The sequence below is a fragment of the Streptomyces sp. NBC_01171 genome (assembly GCF_045039805.1).
GTDB lineage: Bacteria > Actinomycetota > Actinomycetes > Streptomycetales > Streptomycetaceae > Streptomyces.
Genome location: NZ_CP108609.1, coordinates 1,991,563 through 2,010,511 on the forward strand (window position 1 = coordinate 1,991,563; position 18,949 = coordinate 2,010,511).

Consider the following 18,949-nt stretch of genomic DNA (forward strand, 5'->3'; position numbering starts at 1 on the left):
GTGTACCGGGATCAGAGCGCGGCAGCCGTGGCCCGCGTGGTGGTGGCGATGGTCGCCGAGCCGACCACGCGCGTGCCGTCGTACAGCACGATCGCCTGGCCGGGGGCGACGCCCCGGACGGGCTCGGTGAAGGTGACGCGCAGTTCGCCGTCGACCAGCTCGGCGTCGACCTCGGTCTCGCCGCCGTGGGCGCGGAGCTGGGCGGTGTAGGTGCCAGGGCCCTCGGGGGCGGTGCCGCACCAGCGGGGCTTGATCGCGGTGAGCGCGGTGACGTCGAGGGCGGCGGCCGGGCCGACGGTGACGGTGTTGGTGACCGGGGAGATGTCCAGGACGTAGCGCGGCTTGCCGTCGGGGGCGGGGGTGCCCAGGCGCAGGCCCTTGCGCTGGCCGATGGTGTAGCCGTAGGCGCCCTCGTGGGTGCCGAGGCGGTTGCCGTCCTCGTCCACGATGTCGCCCTCGGCCTTGCCGAGCCGGTCGGCGAGGAAGCCCTGGGTGTCGCCGTCGGCGATGAAGCAGATGTCGTGCGAGTCGGGCTTCTTGGCCACGGCCAGGCCCCGGCGCTCCGCCTCGGCGCGGATCTCGTCCTTGGTGGTGACGGTGTCCCCGAGCGGGAACAGGGCGTGCGCGAGCTGGCGGTCGTCCAGCACGCCGAGCACGTAGGACTGGTCCTTGGCCATGTCGGAGGCGCGGTGCAGCTCGCGGTTGCCGTCCTCGTCCACGAGCACCTTGGCGTAGTGGCCGGTGCAGACCGCGTCGAAGCCGAGCGCGAGCGCCTTGTCCAGCAGCGCGGCGAACTTGATCTTCTCGTTGCAGCGCAGACAGGGGTTGGGGGTGCGGCCGGCCTCGTACTCGGCGACGAAGTCCTCGACCACGTCCTCGCGGAAGCGGTCGGCGAGGTCCCAGACGTAGAACGGGATGCCGATGACGTCGGCTGCGCGGCGGGCGTCGCGGGAGTCCTCGATGGTGCAGCAGCCCCGTGCGCCGGTCCGGAACGATTGCGGATTCGCGGAGAGCGCGAGGTGGACACCGGTCACGTCGTGACCGGCTTCCGCGGCACGCGCGGCGGCGACGGCGGAGTCCACGCCACCGGACATGGCGGCGAGGACGCGGAGGGGGCGCGGCGAGGTCTCAGTCATAGCCCTTCCAGGGTACGGGGCGGCGGGAACCGGGGACGCCGGGTGTGCGTTGGTGATCAGGAGGGGTTCGGCGGAATCGGGGCGTACGGGGTGGAGATGGACGACGGGGATCGCAGGCTGGGCCGGCGCGCGCTGCTCATCGGCGGTGGGGTGGCCGCCGCGGGGGCGGCCGCGCTGGCGCACGAGGAGCTGGCGCGGCTGTACTGGCGGCTGCCGGGGGTGGAGCGGCAGCGGGTGCCGGGCGCGGTGGACTTCGCGGGCGCGCGCTGGGTGGCGGCCTCCCCCGCCAACTACCGGCACGCGGACCGCCCGGACGACTACCCGGTGGACCGGGTGGTCGTCCATGTCACCCAGGGCGGGTACGCGTCGGCGGTGAAGGTGTTCCAGGACCCGGCGCACCAGGCGGCGGCGCACTACATCGTGCGCGCGGACGGCCGCGTCACCCAGCTCATCCGGGAGCTGGACGTGGCCTTCCACGCGGGCAACCGGTCCTTCAACGAGCGCAGTGTCGGCATCGAGCACGTCGGCTTCGTGGACGACCCGGCGTCCTTCACGGACGCGATGTACGCCGCCTCGGCCCGCCTGACGGCCGCCATATGCGCGCGGTACGGCATGCCGGTGGACCGGGAGCACGTCATCGGGCACGTCCAGGTGCCGGGCACGGACCACACGGACCCCGGCCCGCACTGGGACTGGGACCGCTACATACGCCTGGCGCGGAAAGCGCGCACGACGCTCGAAAAGACCCCGGCCTAGACCAGCCCGGCCGCGCGGGCGCGCTCCACGGCGGGGCCGATGGTCTTGGCGACGGCGTCGACGTCGTCCTGGGTCGAGGTGTGGCCCAGTGAGAAGCGCAGGGTGCCGCGCGCCAGGTCGGGGTCGGTGCCGGTGGCGAGCAGGACGTGGCTGGGCTGGGCGACGCCCGCGGTGCAGGCGGAGCCGGTGGAGCACTCGATGCCCTGGGCGTCCAGCAGCAGGAGCAGGGAGTCGCCCTCGCAGCCGGGGAAGGTGAAGTGCGCGTTGGCGGGCAGCCGGCCGCCGGGTGCCGGGTCGCCGCCGAGCAGGGCGTCCGGGACGGCGGTCCGTACGGCCTGCACCAGGCGGTCGCGGAGGGTGCCGATCTCGCGGGCGAACCACTCCTGCCGTTCGGCGGCGAGGCGTCCGGCGACCGCGAAGGAGGCGATGGCGGGCACGTCCAGCGTGCCGGAGCGGACATGGCGCTCCTGGCCGCCGCCGTGCAGCACCGGCACCGGGCTGTACTCGCGGCCGAGCAGCAGGGCGCCGATGCCGTAGGGGCCGCCGATCTTGTGGCCGGAGACGGTCATCGCGGCGAGCCCGGAGGTGGCGAAGTCGAGCGGCACCTGGCCGAACGCCTGCACCGCGTCGGCGTGCAGCGGCACCCCGAACTCGGCGGCCACGTCGCTGAGTTCACGGGCCGGCATCAGGGTGCCGATCTCGTTGTTGGCCCACATCACGGTGGCCAGCGCGACGTCGTCGGGGTTGCGGGCGATGGCCTCGCGCAGCACCTCGGGGTGAACGCGGCCGTGCGCGTCGACGGGGAGGTACTCGACGGTGGCGCCCTCGTGCTCGCCCAGCCAGTGCACGGCGTCCAGCACGGCGTGGTGCTCGACGGGGCTGGCCAGCACCCGGACCCGGTTCGGGTCGGCGGCGCGGCGGGACCAGTACAGGCCCTTGACGGCGAGGTTGTCGGCCTCGGTGCCGCCGGAGGTGAAGACCACCTCGCTGGGGCGGGCGCCGAGGGCCTCGGCGAGGGTTTCGCGGGACTCCTCGACGGTGCGGCGGGCCCGGCGGCCGGAGGCGTGCAGGGAGGACGCGTTGCCGGTGACGCCGAGCCGGTCGGTCAGCTCCCGCGCCGCCTCGGGAAGCATCGGCGTGGTGGCCGCGTGGTCGAGGTAAGCCATGGTGACGCCGATTCTACGGGCGCGGAGCCGGTCTCAGCCCCGCGCCGGTGGGTCACAGGCTCCAGGACACCGTGTCGGTGAACTGCATGGTGACGAACAGGACCACGAGGTCGGCCACACCGAGCGCCATGCCGAGGTAGGCGCGGCCCCGGCGGTGCGTGCCGCGCCACAGCGAGACGCCCGCGAGGACGATGGCGACGGGGCCCAGGAAGAGGTTGAGGACGAGCAGTCCGAGCAGCCCGAGGATGAAGGACGCGACGGCCATGCCGTCGGCGTCGCGAGGCCGCGGCTTCGCCTCGACCTGACCGGTGGCAGGTGCGGTGAGATGCATGGTGCTCAGCTCCTGATGGTCGGTGCGGGCGGACGGGTCAGTGGGTGGTGGTGCGGCGTCGGCCGTGGCGCTCACGGACGGCGAAGACGACGAGCCAGACACCGATGAAGGCGGCGACGGCGACGCTGACGCCCACCGGTACGTGCGCCACGGTGCCGAGCGCGACACCGAGCAGCATGAGTGCGGCAACGAGGAACAGCATGGTTTCGATCCCCCCTCAGGGTCGCTTCGGTGAACAGTTGTAGTAACACTTGTTCACTGACTCCGAGTCTAACCCTCCGCACGGCTTTTCAATTCCAGAGAACAGTTGTTAACTGGATGACATGAGTCACACCCTCGGCATCCGGCAGGCCCAGAAGCAGAAGACCCGTCAGGCGTTCCTGGACGCGGCCCTGGTGTTGCTGGAGGAGCAGAGCCTGAGCAGTCTGGGGCTGCGCGAGGTGACCCGCGCCGTGGGGGTGGCGCCGACCGCGTTCTACCGGCACTTCCGCTCCACCGCGGATCTCGGGGTGGCCCTGGTCGACGAGGCGTTGGGCAGCCTGCACCCGATGGTGGGACCGACGGTGTCGGCGGCGAACGACTCGGAGGAACGCATCGGCCGCGCCGTCGAGTTGATCGACCAGCACGTACGGGCCTTCCCGGCGCACGTCCGCTTCATCGCCCGTGAGCGGCACGGCGGGGTGCAGCCGGTGCGCGAGGCGATCCGGGACCAGCTCGCGCGCTTCACCGAGGAGGTGAAGGCCGAACTGGCCGAGGACCGCGAGTCGGAGGGCTGGGGGGACGACGACCTGACGATGCTCGCGCATCTCTACGTCGACCAGATGCTCATCACGGCCCAGCTCTTCCTGGAGGCGCTGGAGGCCCCGCAGGGCGAGTGGGAGCGGGTGACCCGGCTGGCCATCCGGCAACTGCGCCTGATCACGCTCGGCAGCAGGCACTGGATGGACCAGGAGACGCCCTCCGGGCCGTAGGACGGGGCCGGTTCAGCCCAGGCGGACGCGGGCGAGCTGGCGGGACTGGGCGACCAGCCGGTCCTCGCTGTCCCAGACCTCGGCGTCCTCCTCCAGGAAGCCGCCGGCCAGATTGCGGGTGGTGATGGACACCCGCAGCGGACCCGGCGCGGGCCGGTGCCGTACATGCACGGTCAGTTCGACGGTCGGCACCCAGCCGGTCAGCCCGATCTCGAACGCGGTCGGCGGCAGGGCGTCCACCGCGAGCAGCAGCGAGAACGGGTCCGCGTCCCGGCCGTCGGCCAGTCCGAACCAGGCCCGCATCTCCCCCTTGCCGGAGGGCGCGCCAACCGCCCAGCCGACGGTGGCCGGGTCCAGCTTGAGCATCAGCCGCTCGGTGATGGCCGAACTGCCGTCCACCGGCGCCGGACCGTCGGCCGGGCCGAGGCAACGCTCCAGGGGCGGGATCGCGGGCGGTACGGCAGTCGTCCGCACGTCGTCCGGGAGCGCGGCGAGGTCGCCGTACGAGGCGAGGACGCGGATGCGCTCCACCTCGTTGCCCTCCGCGTCGTACTGGAAGAGCGACGCCTGGCCGGTGGAGAGGGTGCGGCCGGTGCGCACGGTCTCGGTGCGGATGACCGCGGGGCCGGGCTGGGACGCCGTCAGATAGTGCGCGGAGATGGTGAACGGGTCCGGATGCGGAAGGGTGTCCGCGAGGGCCCGGCCGAGCACGGCCAGCAGATAGCCGCCGTTGACGGCGCTGATGATGGTCCAGCCGGCCGAGAGGTCGATGTCGTAGACGCCGGGCGCGCGCCGGACGACCTCGGTGTCACGGTCGAACTCGCTGTCGCCGATCAGGGCTCGAGTGGCGGGGGCGGAGGCTGCTTCTGGCATGGGTGAACGGTACAACAGTGCATTACTAAGCGGTAGCTTTTCGCGTTTCGGTCACATGAACAACCGTGGGCAGGCCAGGCGGCTCACTCCTCCATGACCGTGGACCGCCGGTTCCAGGCGCGCGGCGCCCGCCAGTGGAACTTCATGGCCAGCAGCCGCAGGACGAACGCGGCGGCCGCGGCGAGCCCGCTGGTGAGGGAGGTCAGCGCGTCGAAGCGGATGCACAGCACCACCATCGTGGCGCCGGCCATCGCGGGCACCGCGTACAGGTCGCGGTCCCAGCGCAGCAGCGAGGGCACCTCGTTGGCGAGCACGTCGCGCAGTACGCCGCCGCCGACGGCGGTGGCCAGGCCCAGGGTGGCGGAGGCGGTCAGGCCGAGCCCGTGGCTGTACGCCTTGGTGGTGCCGGTGACGCAGAACAGGCCGAGTCCGGCCGCGTCGAAGACGAGTACCGCCGCCTGGATGCGCTCCACGTGCGGGTGGAGGAAGAAGACCACGACGGTGGCGAGCAACGGGGTGACGAAGAACCCGAGATCGGTGAAGGCGGCCGGGGGCACGGCCCCGATGATCAGGTCACGGATGAGCCCCCCGCCCAGCGCGGTCACCTCGGCGAGCACGGCCATGCCGAAGACGTCGAAGTTCTTGCGGACGGCCAGCAGGGCGCCGGAGATGGCGAACACGAAGATGCCGATGACATCGAGCGTGTGCTGGACGGAGGGACTGAAGATCTGATCGAGCTGCACCCGCACATTCTGACCTGTCGCGGGGTGCGGACCTTGCGAAGCAAGGCGGGAGGGGCGGCCGCCGCGGAAACGGCGGCCGCCGGCTCACTTCTCGTCGGCAGCCTTCTCCGTGTCGACCTTGTCGGTCTTGGCAGCCGCGTCGGTCTTCTCGACCTTGGCAGCCGTGCCGGCCGTGTCGACCTTGTCGGTCTTGGCAGCCGCGTCGGTCTTCTCGACCGTGTCGGCCGTGTCGACCTTGGCAGCCGTGTCGGCCTTCTCGACCGTGTCGGCCGTATCGACCTTGGCAGCCGTGTCGACCGTCTCGGTCTTCTCGACCTTGGCAACCGTGTCGGTCTTCTCGACCTTCTCGACCTTGGTGACGGAAGGCTTCTCCGCCTCCGGCTCCTTGGTGGCGACGGTCTCCGCGACCTCCGCCGCGACGGCGGCCGACGTCTCCGCCGACTCCTCCAGCACCGCGTCCGGCACCAGCTCGGAGGCTTCCTTCGCCGCCGTCAGCAGGACGGTGTCCTGCGGGGCCTGGTCGGCGAAGTTCTCCGGGTGGTGGCAGGCGACCCGCTGACCCGGCCGCAGCTCCAGGAGCTGGGGCTCGGTGGTCTTGCAGATCTCCGTCGCCTTCCAGCACCGGGTGTGGAACCGGCAGCCCGACGGCGGCGAGATCGGCGAGGGCACGTCACCGCGGAGCAGGATGCGCTCGCTCTTGGCGCCCCGGCGCTTGGGGTCCGGCACCGGCACGGCCGACATCAGCGCCTTGGTGTACGGGTGCATCGGCGCCTCGTACAGCGAGGTGCGGTCCGCGATCTCGACCATCTTGCCGAGGTACATCACCGCGATCCGGTCCGACACGTGCCGGACGACCGAGAGGTCGTGCGCGATGATCACGTACGTCAGACCCAGTTCCTCCTGGAGGTCGTCCATGAGGTTGACGACCTGGGCCTGGATCGACACGTCCAGCGCGGACACCGGCTCGTCCGCCACGACCAGCTTCGGCTTCAGCGCGAGCGCCCGGGCGATACCGATGCGCTGGCGCTGGCCGCCGGAGAACTCGTGGGGGTAGCGGTTGTAGTGCTCGGGGTTGAGACCCACGACCGACAGCAGCCGCTGGACCTCCTTCTTGATGCCGCCCTCGGGCTCGACACCCTGGAGCCGGAAGGGGGCCCCGACGATGGTGCCGATGGTGTGCCGGGGGTTCAGCGAGGAGTACGGGTCCTGGAAGACCATCTGCACGTCGCGGCGCATCGGGCGCATGCCCGAGACCCCGAGGTGCGTGATGTCCTTGCCCTCGAACTCGATGGTGCCCGCGGTCGGCTCGTCCAGCCGGGTGATCAGCCGGCCCATCGTGGACTTGCCGCAGCCCGACTCGCCCACGACGCCGAGGGTTTCACCGGCGCGCACCTCGAAGTCGATGCCGTCGACCGCGTGCACCGCGCCGACCTGGCGCTGGAGCAGCCCCTTCTTGATGGGGAAGTGCTTCTTCAGGCCGCTGACCTTCAGCAGGATCTCGCCGTCCGCGCTGTCGGCGCGTTTGGCCTGCGCGGGGATCGTCACTGCTTTCTCGTCGCTCACAGCTTCGGCGCAATCTCTTCGGTCCAGATCCGCTCCCGCTGCTCCGTGCTCATGTGGCAGGCGGCCCAGTGCGTGCTGCCGACCTGGGTCAGCTCGGGGCGGACCGTGCGGGTCACGTTGTCCTTGGGGAGGTCGGCGTACGGGCAGCGCGGGTTGAAGGCGCAGCCGGACGGGATGTTGATCAGGGAGGGCGGGGAGCCCTTCACCGGGATCAGGCGGTCCTGCTGCTCGCGGTCGAGCCGCGGCATCGAACCGAGCAGGCCCCAGGTGTAGGGGTGCCGGGGCTCGTAGAACACCTTCTCCGCCGGGCCCCGCTCGACACAGCGGCCGCCGTACATCACCAGGATGTCGTCGGCGAGTTCGGCGACGACGCCCAGGTCGTGGGTGATGACGATGACCGCGGAGCCGAACTCCTTCTGGAGGTCGCGGATGAGGTCGAGGATCTGCGCCTGGACGGTCACGTCCAGGGCGGTCGTCGGCTCGTCGGCGATGAGCAGCTCGGGGTTGTTCACCAGCGACATGGCGATCATGGCGCGCTGGCGCATACCGCCGGAGAACTCGTGCGGGTAGCTGTCCACCCGCTTGTCCGGCTGCGGGATGCCCACCCGGTCGAGCATCTCGATCGCACGCTTGCGCGCGGTCTTCTTGTCGACCTTGTGGTGAATGCGGTACGCCTCCACGATCTGCTGACCGATCGTGTAGTACGGGTGCAGCGCGGACAGCGGGTCCTGGAAGATCATCGCCATCTCGCGGCCGCGCATCCGGCGCACCTGGTCGGGGTCGGCCGACAGCAACTCGGTGCCGTTCAGCCAGATCTCGCCGGAGATGCGGGCCTTCTGCTTGCCGTACTGGCCGGCCGTGTGCAGACCCATGATGCCGAGCGAGGTGACCGACTTGCCGGAGCCGGACTCGCCCACGATGCCGAGGGTCTTGCCCTTCTCCAGCGTGAAGGTCAGTCCGTCGACGGACTTGACCAGGCCGTCGTCGGTCGGGAAGTGCACCTTCAGGTCGCGCACGTCCAGGAACGCCTTGCCGGCGGTCTTGGGGTCGGTGGGCTCGCCCACCGCGGCTCCGGTCTTGCTGAGTTCGGTCATGAGAGCCTCACGCGCGGGTCGATCACGGCGTACAGGATGTCCACCAGGAGGTTGGCTATCAGCACCGCCACCGAGGTGATCAGGGTGACGCCCAGGATGACGGGCAGGTCCTGATTCTTGATGGCGTTGAGGACGGCCTGGCCGAGGCCGGGCAGGCTGAACGTCGTCTCGGTCAGGATCGCGCCGCCGATGAGGGCGCCGAGGTCCATGCCGAGCATGGTCAGGATGGGGGTCATCGTGGAGCGCATGGCGTGCTTGCCGATGACCGTCTGCTCCTTGAGGCCCTTGGCGCGCGCGGTGCGGATGTAGTCCTCGCCGAGGATCTCCAGCATGGTGGCGCGGGTGATCCGGGCGTACATCGCCGCGTACAGGAAGGCCAGGGTGATCCAGGGAAGGATCATGCCGCCGAACCAGCCGCTGAAGCTGTCCTCCAGGGGCACGTACTGCGCGTCGATGAGACCGAGCCCGTAGGAGAAGATCGCCAGGGAGAGCAGACCGGTGAAGTAGATGGGGAGCGAGACGCCGCCCAGCGCCACCACCATGGCGGTGCGGTCCCACATGGTGCCCCGCTTGAGCGCGGAGAGGACACCCGCCGCGACACCGAAGACCAGCCACAGGACCGCCGCGCCGAGCGCGAGGGACAGCGTGACCGGGAAACGGTCCGTCAGCACCGGCCAGATGGCCTGTTCGCTGCGGAACGAGTAACCGAAGCACGGCGCAGCACAGTGGGTGACATCGCCGCCGGCCGCGTACGTGCGGCCCACGAAGATGCCCTTGAAGAACTCCCACACCTGCTGGAAGATCGGGTCGCTCAGACCGAGCTTCTCCCGGATCGCCTCGACTGCCGCGGGGTCGGCCTGCTTGCCCACGAAACTCGTGGCGACGTCGACCCCCGCCCACTTGGGGACGAGGAAGAAGATGCCGAAGACCACCATGACGATGACCACGAGCATCACTGCGGCGGCGAAGAGCCGCCTGATGAGGTAAGCGAGCACAGCTTACGGCCCGCCGCGGACCGTGAACCGCCGGAGATCATCCGGCGGTTCACGGTCTCGCCGCGCCGGCCTTCACCTGCCTTTCGTGCCGTTCGGCGGGTGTGCCGGGGTTACTTCGAGGACTTCAGACCGAGGTTGACGAAGTCGTACATGCCGCTGTAGCCGTTCGACGTGTAGATGTTCGCCACCCGGTCCGAGCGCCAGTTCAGGAACTTCTCGAAGGTGAAGGGCAGGTAGTACGCGCCCTCCATGACCTTGTGGTTGATCTCAGTGGCGATCTTGGTCTTGCCGCTGTCGTCCAGCGTCTTGACGTAGTCGGTGAAGAGACCGTCGATCTTCTTGTCCTTGATGAGCGCGTAGTTGTTGTTGCCGCTCTCGAGGATGTACTTGCTGTTCCACAGCGGGAGACCGTAGCCCTGCACGGACGGGAAGTCCGGGCCCCAGCCCATGATGATGATGCCGTAGCCCTTCTTCTTCACGTTCGAGGGGCTGCCGATGATGCCGGGGGTCTGGGCGCCGTCGTACTGGTCGATCTGGACGTTGACGCCGATCTTCTTCAGCGCCGCCTGCATCGACTGGGCGGTGGCCACCTCGACGGGCTTGTTGTTGCGCACCGCGATGGTGGTGCTGAAGCCCTTCGGCTTGCCGCAGGCCTTCAGCTCTTCCTTGGCCTTGGCGACGTTGCCGGACTTGTTGGCACCCGCGATCCCGTACGGGTCGTACTTCTGGCCCTCGGCGCCGGGGACCGACGGCGGGAGCATGTTGGTGCCGATGTCGCCGCCGGCGACCGGGCCGCCACGGGCGGTCTGGAGCGAGACGTGGTCGGCGCCGTAGATCACGGCCTTGCGGCAGTGCTCGTTGTCGAACGGCTTCACGCTCTGCGGGAAGACGGCGTAACGGACGTAGCCGGAGACCGGGTTGTCGAGGTTGCCCTTGTGCTTCTTGAGGGCGACCGTGCGGCCCTGGGGCGACATGCCGGTCTGGGCCAGGTCGATGTCCAGGTCGCCGTTGATCAGACGCTGGTCCAGGTCATTGGCGTTGGAGAAGAACTTGATGGTGATCGCGTCCGGGTACGCCTTGCGGACGGGGTCCGAGGACGCCTTCCAGTTGGCGTTGCGGACCAGCTTGAGGTCCTTGCCGGGGCTGTAGGACGCGAACTTGTACGGGCCCGAGGAGAACGGGTGCAGACCGTACTTGGACTTGGTGTCCTTGTCCTGGCGGACCGGGGAACCCGAGGTCAGCGCCAGCATCTCCTCGAAGTCCGAGTTGGCCTGCGGGAGGTGGAAGACGATGGTCTTGTCGTCCGGGGTGTCGATGGACTTCAGGCCCAGGTGGTCCTTGGCCTTGTCCTTGTAGGGGCCCTTGTACTCACCCTTGGGGTCCAGGACCTCCTTCAGGTAGGTCGGACCGCCGGACAGCACGTCCTGCGCCCACACGCGCTCGATGCCGTACTTGACGTCCTTGGAGGTGATCGGCTTGCCGTCCTCCCACGTCACACCGTCACGCAGGGTGTACGTGTAGGTCTTGCCGTCGTCGGTGACCTTGGCGACACCGGTGGCGAGGTCCGGGGTGATCTCGGCACCCGCGGCGCCCGCCTCGGTCTTGTTCGTGACGAGCTGGCGGCTGTAGTAGCGGGAGAAGTTCCACATGAAGCCGTAGTAGCCACGCGTGGTGTCCCACGAGTCGGCGTCCTGGACGGACCCGAAGCGCAGGGTGCCGCCCTTCTTGGCCTCGGACGCCTGGGCGACCTTGTTGTTGGCCGCGTCGAAGCCGGCCGCACCGTTCTTCGAACCGCCGTCGTCGCCGCCGCCGCACGCGGCCGTGGTCAGCAGTGCGGCGACCACGGCGGCAGCGGCCGCGGTCCGCTTGGCCCGCCCTGAGGTGCGCTGGGTAGTCACGATCTCGGTTCCTCCGGAATTGATGAGAGACCCCGTGCTGGTTCCACGGGTCGCTTGGGGGTACGGCGTGGTCAGCGGGAAGCCTTGGGGTCCAGGGCATCCCGGACGCCGTCGCCGAACAGGTTGAAGGCAAGAACGGTGATGAAGATCGCCACACCGGGGACCACCATGTACATGGGGTCCGAGTCGTAGTAGTCGATCGCGTTCGAGAGCATCTGACCCCAGGAGGCGGTGGGCGGCTTGACGCCCACGCCCAGGAAGCTCAGGGCCGCCTCGGTGAGGATGTTGGTCGGGATCATCATCGTGGAGTAGACGATGATCGGCGCGACCAGGTTGGGCAGCAGCTCCTTGAACAGGATGTAGAACCGTCCGGCGCCCAGCGAGCGGGCCGCGTCGACGTACTCGCGCTCACGCAGCGAGAGAGTCTGGCCGCGCACCACGCGGCCGATGTAGGGCCAGCCGAAGAAGCCGATGACCAGGATCATCACGAAGACGCGTACGGCCGAACCGCTCAGCCCCAGCATGGTGTTGGGCATCACGGAGACGAGCGCGATGATGAACAGCAACTGCGGGAAGGCGAGCAGTCCGTCCATCACCCGGCTGATCACGGAGTCGACCCAGCCGCCGAAGAACCCGGCGAGGATGCCGAGCACGGTGCCGAGGGCGACGGCCACCACGGCCGACAGGAAGCCGACCAGGAGCGAGATCTGCGCGCCGTAGAGGATGCGGGCGAGGATGTCGCGGCCGTTGACCGGCTCGACGCCCAGCAGGTGATCGCCGCCGAGACCGCCGAGGGAACCCTTGGGGGTGCCGAACAGCGGGTCGATCAGGTTCTCGTGGTAGGCGTCCGGGTCCTGCCCGATCAAGTGGGTGAGCACCGGCGCCAGCAGGGCGACCACGATGAGCAGGACGACGACGGTGCCGCCGGTCAGGGCGAGCTTGTCCCGCTTCAGCCGCTCCCAGGCGATGCGCCCCAGCGAACGTCCCTGGACGTCCTTCGCCTTGGCGCTCGCCACCTCCGCTTCCTCGAGCGCGTTCGGGGCCGCGTCAGCGGTCGGCTCGTGCAATGGTGCCGTCATTCTGACAGGGACCCCTCTCAACCGGCCTGAGCCGGCCCACACTTGCCGCGCGAGCGGCTTCGAAGACTGTCGTACACGGGGGTGAACACCCCTGGACCGGGAGTCTTCAACGGCTGGGCGATCCGTTTCCAGACTTGACGATGAATGGATGCCTAAACGTGATGCAAGCTGGCACGTTCCGATATCCGAACGACGGGTAACAGCGGTAGGACACAGGTGAATTCGGGACGACGCGAGCCAAAGAGCGTCATTCACAGCCATGTACGCCTGAACACGTCCTAATGGCAGGGGAGTTCACACCACCGCAACACCGGACCTCCACGTGACCTACCCGGAACAGGGCGTGACGAACACTCGGTTCACACAGATGTTCCGGATCGCCGCGGCCGACCTCCCCCACGGGATCGCGGACATGCGGAAATGCCGGAGGGGCCCGTGAAATACGGGATTCCGGAACGCGGAATTACCAGGAAAAGGTAAAGGGCAAAAAGAGGAAAGGGCGGTGACGGGGTGCGCGCCCCGGAATCAGTACGCCCCGCCCACCGGAGCCACCGCCCCGTGGGCCTCGCGGTCGTAGAACGGGCGGGAGTTGGCGCGCATCCAGAGGACGACGGGGTCGAAGTCGTCGGTCATGGCGACCGTGGAGACCGGCAGGCCCTCGGGGACCGCGCCGACCGACTGCTGCATCATCGCGCGGACGGAGTCGACCGCGGCCGGGGTGGTGTCGTACACGTCGAGGCCGAGGGCGAGGTAGGGGGCGCCGAGGGCGGGCTGGACCCAGGCGCGGCGCAGGGAGCGCAGGGCCGGGGTGCGGTGGGCGTTCTGCGCCAGCAGGGCGTAGAACTGCGGTACCTCGATGGCGGGTTCGGACAACCGCAGAGGGCCGGCCGGCTGGCGGTCCAGGCCCGTGGCGATGCGGCGCAGGTCGAGCCAGGGGATACCGACGCCGCCGCCGGGGGCATGCGGGTTGAGCCACAGGCCGTAGTGCTCCGGGTAGAGGGTGCGGGCGACGTCGAGGCTGTCGACCACCTCGTAGGACCGGCTCCAGCCGCTGGCGGAGAGTTCCTGGGCGGAGGTCACGCAGGGCGCGTAACCGAAGCCGCCGACCTCCATCTTCCCGTACTGCGCGTCCGGGGAGCCGGACTGGCCGTGCCACAGGAGCATCCAGATCTGGCCGGACGAAGGGGTGGCGAGGGCGCGGAGCAGTGCCTCGTAGGCGTCGTAGCGTCCGGGAGTGACCTGGCGCAGCATGTGCTCGACGCTGCCGCTTGGGCTCGCGCTCACCTGTCCTACCGCCCCTTCATTACAAGTTCCCCGCGTGTGGTGACAGCTTAAGCGCCCACCGGGGTGGGGACTTGTGCTGGTTCGGGTGCGGGGCCGTCGCGTCTCGTCGCACCCGCGCGGCGGAGCCGCAGATCGAGCACAGCCCCGCGCCCCCTTCAGGCCGGTCTCCCCGGGCCCGGTTTCTAGTGGCCGTGGCTGTAGAAGGGGCGCACGTTGATCCTCAGCCAGTCGGCCACCGGGTCCTGGGTGGCGTCCAGGAGGACCAGGTTGACGGGCCAGGGGGCCGGGGCGCGGCCGAGCGCCTTGCCGAGGGCGTCCAGCGGGAGGGCCCGTGCGTCGCCCTCCCAGTGGGCGAGTTCGACGCCGACGAAGAGCACCGGGTCGGCGGTCTCGATGACGGCGAGGCAGCGCCGGGCGCTGACGACCACCCCGGTCGCGGCGAACTCGGCGGAGGCGGCGGCCAGGAAGTCCACCGGGTCCTCCTGCCAGTCGGGCTCGAAGAGCCGCACCCGGCCGCCGGAGGCCGGACCGTCCAGCGGGGAGCCCCCGGCCCGGCACAGCGCGGCCACCGCGTCGGGCGGCAGCGGGAGTCCGACCACGCCACCGGGGTTGATGACGATGCCCGCCTGCGGCGGCAGACCGCGCGCGAACTCCACGGCGGGGGCGACGGTGTGCGGGAGGTGTCCGCCGGGCGACTGCCGGAACTGCTCCTCGGAGCTGAACACCGGGACGTACACCTGGCCGTCGATCTCGACGGTGGGCAGGTCGAGCGGACCGCTGTGCGGGCCGCCGCCGTTGGGCAGGGGTATCCAGACGAACCCGCGGGCCAGCACCTCGATGACGCGGGCGCCGGCCGCGGGTATGCCGAGGGAGGCGGAGAGGACCTCCTCCAGTTCGTTGCCGGGCCAACCGCCGTGCGGGTGGGGGTGTGCCTGTGCCGGGAAGTCCGCGGGAAGGTCCGCCGGGAAGTCCATGTGCCTACCGCCTGCTGGGAGTCATGCTGTGGTGCAGAAGGCTATCCGGTACGGATGCGGGCGCTCACTCGGCGAACTCGATCCGCTTCAGGCCGTCCGCCGAGGCGCGGTCCAGCAGGACGACCGAGCCGCATCCGGCGGGGCTCTCGCCGCTCTCCACGGCGTCCAGCAGGCGGGCGGTGGCGGAGCGGTGGCGGTGGAAGGCGTACCGGGAGACGCCCCGGCCGCGCTCGTGCTGGCCGCGCCGGGCGGTGTCGGCGGGCACGTCGAGCAGGATCAGGTGCAGGGTGCCGCCTCTGCGGCGCGCCTCGCGGGCGAGCCAGGCGCGCACCCAGGGCTGGGTGCCGCAGTCGTGCACCACGACGCCCTCGCCGGAGGCCAGCGCGCGGCGCAGCCCGGCGTAGTGGGCGAGGCGGACCAGCGGACGGTAGAGCCCGTAGGGCAGCGCGGTGGGGAGGCGGGCGGCCCAGCGGTCGCGGGCGTCCTGGGAGTCGACGCGGCGGCCGGGGACCGTACGGCGCATCAGGGTGGACTTGCCGCTGCCGGGCAGGCCGGTGACGACGGCGAGGTCGCGGGGGCCGAAGCGGAGGGTGCGGGGGCCGCCGCCGGGACGGTCGCGCAGGTCGCGGACGACCGGCGCAGGAGGCGGGGCCCGGTGTTCGCGGGCGGGCGCGCAGGGCTGCTGCGACACCGGGATGCCGGTGGTCGTGGCATACACCGTGGTCCTGTTCACCGTGATCGTCCCTCCCCCAGTGGGCTCAGGTCATCCCCTGCCCAACTCATGTAAAGAGAAGGTAATGCGCGAGGTCGCCGCACGGGTCCCGGAACGGCTACAGGCATGTCACAGCCGGTGGCCCCTTCAGGGCCGGGCCCCGCCGTGCGATGATGTGCCCGCCAACTGCATACCGGCCGTTTGAATCCGCGCGGGAGAGTCCCCATCCGGGGCGCCGAAGGAGCAAGTCCCTCCCTTGAATCTCTCAGGCACCGTTACCGCGCGGGCGAGGCACATCTGAAAAGCGGGCCGCTGTCGCAGTGGCTCCACCCAAGGTGCAAGCCAGTGACCCGTGACGGTCATGGCGAACCTCTCAGGTTCCGATGACAGATGGGGAGGAACGTTCCTCGCCCCATCCCCCGTTGCCCTGGGAGACGACCGATGAGTAGCACAGACCCCAACGCCCCGCGCCATACCGCGCTCGACGCCGTGCACCGCTCGCTCGGCGCGACGATGACCGACTTCGCCGGCTGGGACATGCCCCTGCGCTACGGCTCCGAACGCGACGAGCACCAGGCGGTGCGCACGCGGGCCGGGCTGTTCGACCTCTCGCACATGGGTGAGATCACGGTGACCGGCCCCGAGGCCGCCGCCCTGCTGAACTACGCCCTCGTCGGCGACCTCGCCTCGGTCGGCGTGGGCCGCGCCCGCTACACCATGATCTGCCGCGCCGACGGCGGCATCCTGGACGACCTGATCGTCTACCGGCTCGCCGAGCACGAGTACATGGTCGTGGCCAACGCCTCCAACGCCCAGGTCGTGCTGGACGCGCTGACCGAGCGCGCGGCCGGCTTCGACGCCGAGGTCCGCGACGACCGCGACGCCTACGCGCTGCTCGCCGTCCAGGGCCCGGAGTCCCCCGGCATCCTCAAGGCGGTCACCGACGCCGACCTCGACGGCCTGAAGTACTACGCCGGACTGCCCGGCACCGTCGCGGGCGTCCCCGCGCTGATCGCCCGTACCGGCTACACCGGCGAGGACGGCTTCGAGCTGTTCGTGAAGCCCGAGCACGCCGTGCGGCTCTGGGAGGCCCTGCTGGAGGCCGGCTCCGCCGCCGGTCTGGTGCCGTGCGGGCTGTCCTGCCGGGACACCCTGCGCCTGGAGGCGGGCATGCCGCTGTACGGGCACGAGCTGACCACGGAACTGACCCCGTTCGACGCCGGTCTCGGCCGCGTGGTCAAGTTCGGCAAGGAGGGCGACTTCGTCGGCCGCGAGGCGCTCGCCGAGGCCGCCGAGCGCGCCGAGGTCCAGCCGCCGCGCGTCCTGGTCGGTCTGGTCGCCGAGGGCCGCCGGGTGCCGCGCGCCGGGTACGCCGTCGTCGCGGACGGCGCGGTGATCGGCGAGGTCACCTCCGGCGCCCCCTCCCCCACCCTCGGCAAGCCGCTGGCCATCGCCTACGTCGACGCCGCGCACGCCGCCCCCGGCAGCACCGGTGTGGGCGTGGACATCCGGGGCAGCCACGAGCCGTACGAGGTCGTGGCGCTGCCCTTCTACAAGCGCGCCAAGTAGACACTGGCGCCCGGGTCCGGCCGTCCCCGGCGTGACCCTGCGCACATTTCACCCGCGCTTCAGCGGTTCGAGCCCTTTTCCCCCGACGAGCACGTCCTCGCGTACAGGAGAATTCAGGTCATGAGCAACCCGCAGCAGTTGAGCTACAGCAAGGAGCACGAGTGGCTGTCGGCCGCCGAGGGCGGCGCGTCGACGGTCGGCATCACCGAGCACGCGGCCAACGCGCTCGGCGATGTGGTCTTCGTGCAGCTTCCCGAGGTCGGCGACCAGGTCACCGCGGGCGAGTCCTGCGGCGAGCTGGAGTCCACCAAGTCGGTCTCCGAGCTGTACTCGCCCGTCTCCGGTGAGATCACCGAGGTCAACCAGGACGTCGTGGACGACCCGTCGCTGGTGAACTCCGCGCCCTTCGAGGGTGGCTGGCTGTTCAAGGTGCGCGTCGCGGAGCAGCCCGCCGACCTGCTGACCGCCGACGAGTACACCGCTTACACCGCCGGCTGAGGAGCCAGAAGCCGTATGACTGACGTCCTGAACACGCCCCTGCACGAGCTGGACCCGGAGATCGCCGCCGCGGTCGACGCCGAGCTGCGCCGCCAGCAGTCGACCCTGGAGATGATCGCCTCCGAGAACTTCGCACCGCTCGCGGTGATGGAGGCGCAGGGGTCGGTCCTGACCAACAAGTACGCCGAGGGCTATCCGGGCCGCCGCTACTACGGCGGCTGCGAGCACGTCGACGTGGCCGAGCAGATCGCCATCGACCGGGTGAAGGAGCTGTTCGGCGCCGAGTACGCCAACGTCCAGCCGCACTCGGGCGCCTCCGCGAACCAGGCGGCGCTGTTCGCGCTGGCCCAGCCCGGTGACACCATCCTCGGGCTCGACCTGGCGCACGGCGGCCACCTCACCCACGGGATGCGGCTGAACTTCTCCGGCAAGCAGTTCGACGTGGTCGCGTACCACGTGGACGGGGAGACCGGCCTGGTCGACATGGCCGAGGTCGAGCGGCTGGCCAAGGAGCACCGCCCGAAGGTGATCATCGCGGGCTGGTCGGCGTACCCCCGGCAGCTCGACTTCGCGGAGTTCCGGCGGATCGCGGACGAGGCCGGGGCGTACCTGTGGGTGGACATGGCGCACTTCGCCGGTCTGGTCGCGGCGGGGCTGCACCCGAACCCGGTCGAGCACGCGGACGTGGTGACCTCCACCACGCACAAGACGCTCGGCGGCCCGCGCGGCGGCATCATCCTGGCCAAGAAGGACTTCGCCAAGAAGCTGAACTCCTCGGTCTTCCCCGGCTTCCAGGGCGGCCCGCTGGAGCACGTGATCGCCGCCAAGGCGGTCTCCTTCAAGGTCGCGGCCTCGGGGGACTTCAAGGAGCGCCAGCGTCGTACGGTGGAGGGTGCCCGCATCCTGGCCGAGCGACTGACCGCGCCGGACGCCCGCGAAGCCGGGGTGAACGTGCTCTCCGGCGGCACGGACGTGCACCTGATCCTGGTGGACCTGCGTGAGTCGGAGCTGGACGGGCAGCAGGCGGAGGACCGTCTCCACGAGGTCGGTATCACGGTCAACCGCAACGCGGTCCCGAACGACCCGCGGCCGCCGATGGTCACCTCCGGCCTCAGGATCGGCACGCCCGCCCTCGCCACCCGCGGCTTCACCGCCGAGGACTTCGCCGAGGTGGCGGACGTGATCGCGGAGACGCTGAAGGCGCCGTCCCCCTTCGGGGAGGCCGACGCCAAGGCGCTCGCGGCCCGTGTGCGGGTGCTGGCGGACAAGCACCCGCTGTATCCGACGCTGGGCGAGTAGTACCCCGC

19 protein-coding genes and 1 riboswitch are annotated in these 18,949 nt (G+C 70.3%); of the genes, 5 read left to right on the forward strand and 14 right to left on the reverse strand.

The annotated features are described in order from the left end of the window. Positions 1-11: 11 nt before the first annotated feature. Positions 12-1,136 carry a tRNA 2-thiouridine(34) synthase MnmA gene (gene mnmA, locus OG448_RS09040; RefSeq protein WP_405552618.1) on the reverse strand — a complete coding sequence of 375 codons (1,125 nt, stop codon included), beginning with the start codon at positions 1,134-1,136 and terminating at the stop codon, positions 12-14. A gap of 96 nt (positions 1,137-1,232) precedes the next feature. Between mnmA and OG448_RS09045 the strand changes: the two genes are divergently transcribed. After that, positions 1,233-1,892, forward strand: a complete 660-nt coding sequence (locus OG448_RS09045) for an N-acetylmuramoyl-L-alanine amidase (RefSeq protein WP_405552620.1) — start codon at positions 1,233-1,235, stop codon at positions 1,890-1,892. Here OG448_RS09045 and OG448_RS09050 read toward each other — a convergent pair. Genes OG448_RS09050 through OG448_RS09060 form a run of 3 tightly spaced genes read right to left on the reverse strand, consistent with a single transcriptional unit; the run spans position 1,889 to position 3,591 of the window. Next, the gene (locus tag OG448_RS09050; protein WP_405552622.1) at positions 1,889-3,058 is read right to left on the reverse strand and encodes a cysteine desulfurase family protein; all 1,170 of its coding nucleotides are present in this window, start codon (positions 3,056-3,058) and stop codon (positions 1,889-1,891) included. The genes OG448_RS09045 and OG448_RS09050 overlap by 4 nt on opposite strands. A 52-nt stretch (positions 3,059-3,110) precedes the next feature. Beyond that, complete coding sequence (locus OG448_RS09055; RefSeq protein ID WP_405552624.1) at positions 3,111-3,389, reverse strand: DUF4190 domain-containing protein; 279 nt, start codon at positions 3,387-3,389, stop codon at positions 3,111-3,113. A gap of 37 nt (positions 3,390-3,426) precedes the next feature. Further along, the gene (locus tag OG448_RS09060; RefSeq protein WP_381096811.1) at positions 3,427-3,591 is read right to left on the reverse strand and encodes a hypothetical protein; all 165 of its coding nucleotides are present in this window, start codon (positions 3,589-3,591) and stop codon (positions 3,427-3,429) included. Between the two features lie 121 nt (positions 3,592-3,712). Between OG448_RS09060 and OG448_RS09065 the strand changes: the two genes are divergently transcribed. Next, positions 3,713-4,360 carry a TetR family transcriptional regulator gene (locus tag OG448_RS09065; protein WP_391300329.1) on the forward strand — a complete coding sequence of 216 codons (648 nt, stop codon included), beginning with the start codon at positions 3,713-3,715 and terminating at the stop codon, positions 4,358-4,360. Positions 4,361-4,372: 12 nt separating this feature from the next. Here the strand turns inward: OG448_RS09065 and OG448_RS09070 are convergent, their stop codons facing one another. From OG448_RS09070 to OG448_RS09115, 10 genes are all read right to left on the reverse strand, one after another. After that, complete coding sequence (locus tag OG448_RS09070) at positions 4,373-5,233, reverse strand: thioesterase family protein (protein ID WP_405552626.1); 861 nt, start codon at positions 5,231-5,233, stop codon at positions 4,373-4,375. Between the two features lie 83 nt (positions 5,234-5,316). After that, positions 5,317-5,976 carry a trimeric intracellular cation channel family protein gene (locus OG448_RS09075; protein ID WP_405552628.1) on the reverse strand — a complete coding sequence of 220 codons (660 nt, stop codon included), beginning with the start codon at positions 5,974-5,976 and terminating at the stop codon, positions 5,317-5,319. Between the two features lie 84 nt (positions 5,977-6,060). Beyond that, positions 6,061-7,521, reverse strand: a complete 1,461-nt coding sequence (locus tag OG448_RS09080; protein ID WP_405552630.1) for a dipeptide ABC transporter ATP-binding protein — start codon at positions 7,519-7,521, stop codon at positions 6,061-6,063. Between the two features lie 14 nt (positions 7,522-7,535). After that, entirely contained in the window at positions 7,536-8,633 is a 1,098-nt protein-coding gene (locus OG448_RS09085; protein ID WP_355196460.1) for an ABC transporter ATP-binding protein, read from the reverse strand. Further along, positions 8,630-9,628, reverse strand: a complete 999-nt coding sequence (locus OG448_RS09090) for an ABC transporter permease (protein WP_405552632.1) — start codon at positions 9,626-9,628, stop codon at positions 8,630-8,632. The genes OG448_RS09085 and OG448_RS09090 overlap by 4 nt, the downstream gene beginning before the upstream one ends. Before the next feature lie 110 nt (positions 9,629-9,738). After that, positions 9,739-11,526, reverse strand: a complete 1,788-nt coding sequence (locus OG448_RS09095; protein ID WP_405552634.1) for an ABC transporter substrate-binding protein — start codon at positions 11,524-11,526, stop codon at positions 9,739-9,741. A 71-nt stretch (positions 11,527-11,597) separates the two neighbouring features. After that, positions 11,598-12,605, reverse strand: a complete 1,008-nt coding sequence (locus OG448_RS09100; RefSeq protein ID WP_405552636.1) for an ABC transporter permease — start codon at positions 12,603-12,605, stop codon at positions 11,598-11,600. A gap of 525 nt (positions 12,606-13,130) precedes the next feature. Further along, a complete protein-coding gene (locus OG448_RS09105; RefSeq protein WP_391300316.1) occupies positions 13,131-13,889 on the reverse strand; it encodes an enhanced serine sensitivity protein SseB C-terminal domain-containing protein in 759 nt (252 codons plus the stop codon). Positions 13,890-14,071: 182 nt separating this feature from the next. Further along, positions 14,072-14,863 (reverse strand): enhanced serine sensitivity protein SseB, encoded by a 792-nt coding sequence (locus OG448_RS09110; protein ID WP_405552638.1) that lies wholly within the window; start codon positions 14,861-14,863, stop codon positions 14,072-14,074. Positions 14,864-14,927: 64 nt separating this feature from the next. Continuing rightward, positions 14,928-15,596, reverse strand: coding sequence for an AAA family ATPase (locus tag OG448_RS09115; protein ID WP_405552640.1), 669 nt, complete (start codon positions 15,594-15,596; stop codon positions 14,928-14,930). A 181-nt stretch (positions 15,597-15,777) separates the two neighbouring features. Next, positions 15,778-15,866: riboswitch (glycine riboswitch) on the forward strand. 150 nt (positions 15,867-16,016) lie between these two features. Between OG448_RS09115 and gcvT the strand changes: the two genes are divergently transcribed. From gcvT to glyA, 3 genes are all read left to right on the forward strand, one after another. Beyond that, the gene (gene gcvT, locus OG448_RS09120) at positions 16,017-17,144 is read left to right on the forward strand and encodes a glycine cleavage system aminomethyltransferase GcvT (RefSeq protein ID WP_405552642.1); all 1,128 of its coding nucleotides are present in this window, start codon (positions 16,017-16,019) and stop codon (positions 17,142-17,144) included. Positions 17,145-17,264: 120 nt separating this feature from the next. Beyond that, positions 17,265-17,642, forward strand: a complete 378-nt coding sequence (gene gcvH, locus OG448_RS09125; RefSeq protein WP_405552644.1) for a glycine cleavage system protein GcvH — start codon at positions 17,265-17,267, stop codon at positions 17,640-17,642. A gap of 15 nt (positions 17,643-17,657) precedes the next feature. Then, the gene (gene glyA, locus OG448_RS09130; RefSeq protein WP_405552646.1) at positions 17,658-18,941 is read left to right on the forward strand and encodes a serine hydroxymethyltransferase; all 1,284 of its coding nucleotides are present in this window, start codon (positions 17,658-17,660) and stop codon (positions 18,939-18,941) included. Positions 18,942-18,949 lie beyond the last annotated feature (8 nt).

What these genes read in the sequence shown, in the direction of transcription:
- mnmA (WP_405552618.1), bottom strand. Translation starts at nt 1,136, where the DNA reads ATGACTGAGACCTCGCCGCGCCCCCTCCGCGTCCTCGCCGCCATGTCC.
- OG448_RS09045 (WP_405552620.1), top strand. Translation starts at nt 1,233, where the DNA reads ATGGACGACGGGGATCGCAGGCTGGGCCGGCGCGCGCTGCTCATCGGC.
- OG448_RS09050 (WP_405552622.1), bottom strand. Translation starts at nt 3,058, where the DNA reads ATGGCTTACCTCGACCACGCGGCCACCACGCCGATGCTTCCCGAGGCG.
- OG448_RS09055 (WP_405552624.1), bottom strand. Translation starts at nt 3,389, where the DNA reads ATGCATCTCACCGCACCTGCCACCGGTCAGGTCGAGGCGAAGCCGCGG.
- OG448_RS09060 (WP_381096811.1), bottom strand. Translation starts at nt 3,591, where the DNA reads ATGCTGTTCCTCGTTGCCGCACTCATGCTGCTCGGTGTCGCGCTCGGC.
- OG448_RS09065 (WP_391300329.1), top strand. Translation starts at nt 3,713, where the DNA reads ATGAGTCACACCCTCGGCATCCGGCAGGCCCAGAAGCAGAAGACCCGT.
- OG448_RS09070 (WP_405552626.1), bottom strand. Translation starts at nt 5,233, where the DNA reads ATGCCAGAAGCAGCCTCCGCCCCCGCCACTCGAGCCCTGATCGGCGAC.
- OG448_RS09085 (WP_355196460.1), bottom strand. Translation starts at nt 8,633, where the DNA reads ATGACCGAACTCAGCAAGACCGGAGCCGCGGTGGGCGAGCCCACCGAC.
- OG448_RS09100 (WP_405552636.1), bottom strand. Translation starts at nt 12,605, where the DNA reads ATGACGGCACCATTGCACGAGCCGACCGCTGACGCGGCCCCGAACGCG.
- OG448_RS09110 (WP_405552638.1), bottom strand. Translation starts at nt 14,863, where the DNA reads ATGGACTTCCCGGCGGACCTTCCCGCGGACTTCCCGGCACAGGCACAC.
- gcvT (WP_405552642.1), top strand. Translation starts at nt 16,017, where the DNA reads ATGAGTAGCACAGACCCCAACGCCCCGCGCCATACCGCGCTCGACGCC.
- gcvH (WP_405552644.1), top strand. Translation starts at nt 17,265, where the DNA reads ATGAGCAACCCGCAGCAGTTGAGCTACAGCAAGGAGCACGAGTGGCTG.
- glyA (WP_405552646.1), top strand. Translation starts at nt 17,658, where the DNA reads ATGACTGACGTCCTGAACACGCCCCTGCACGAGCTGGACCCGGAGATC.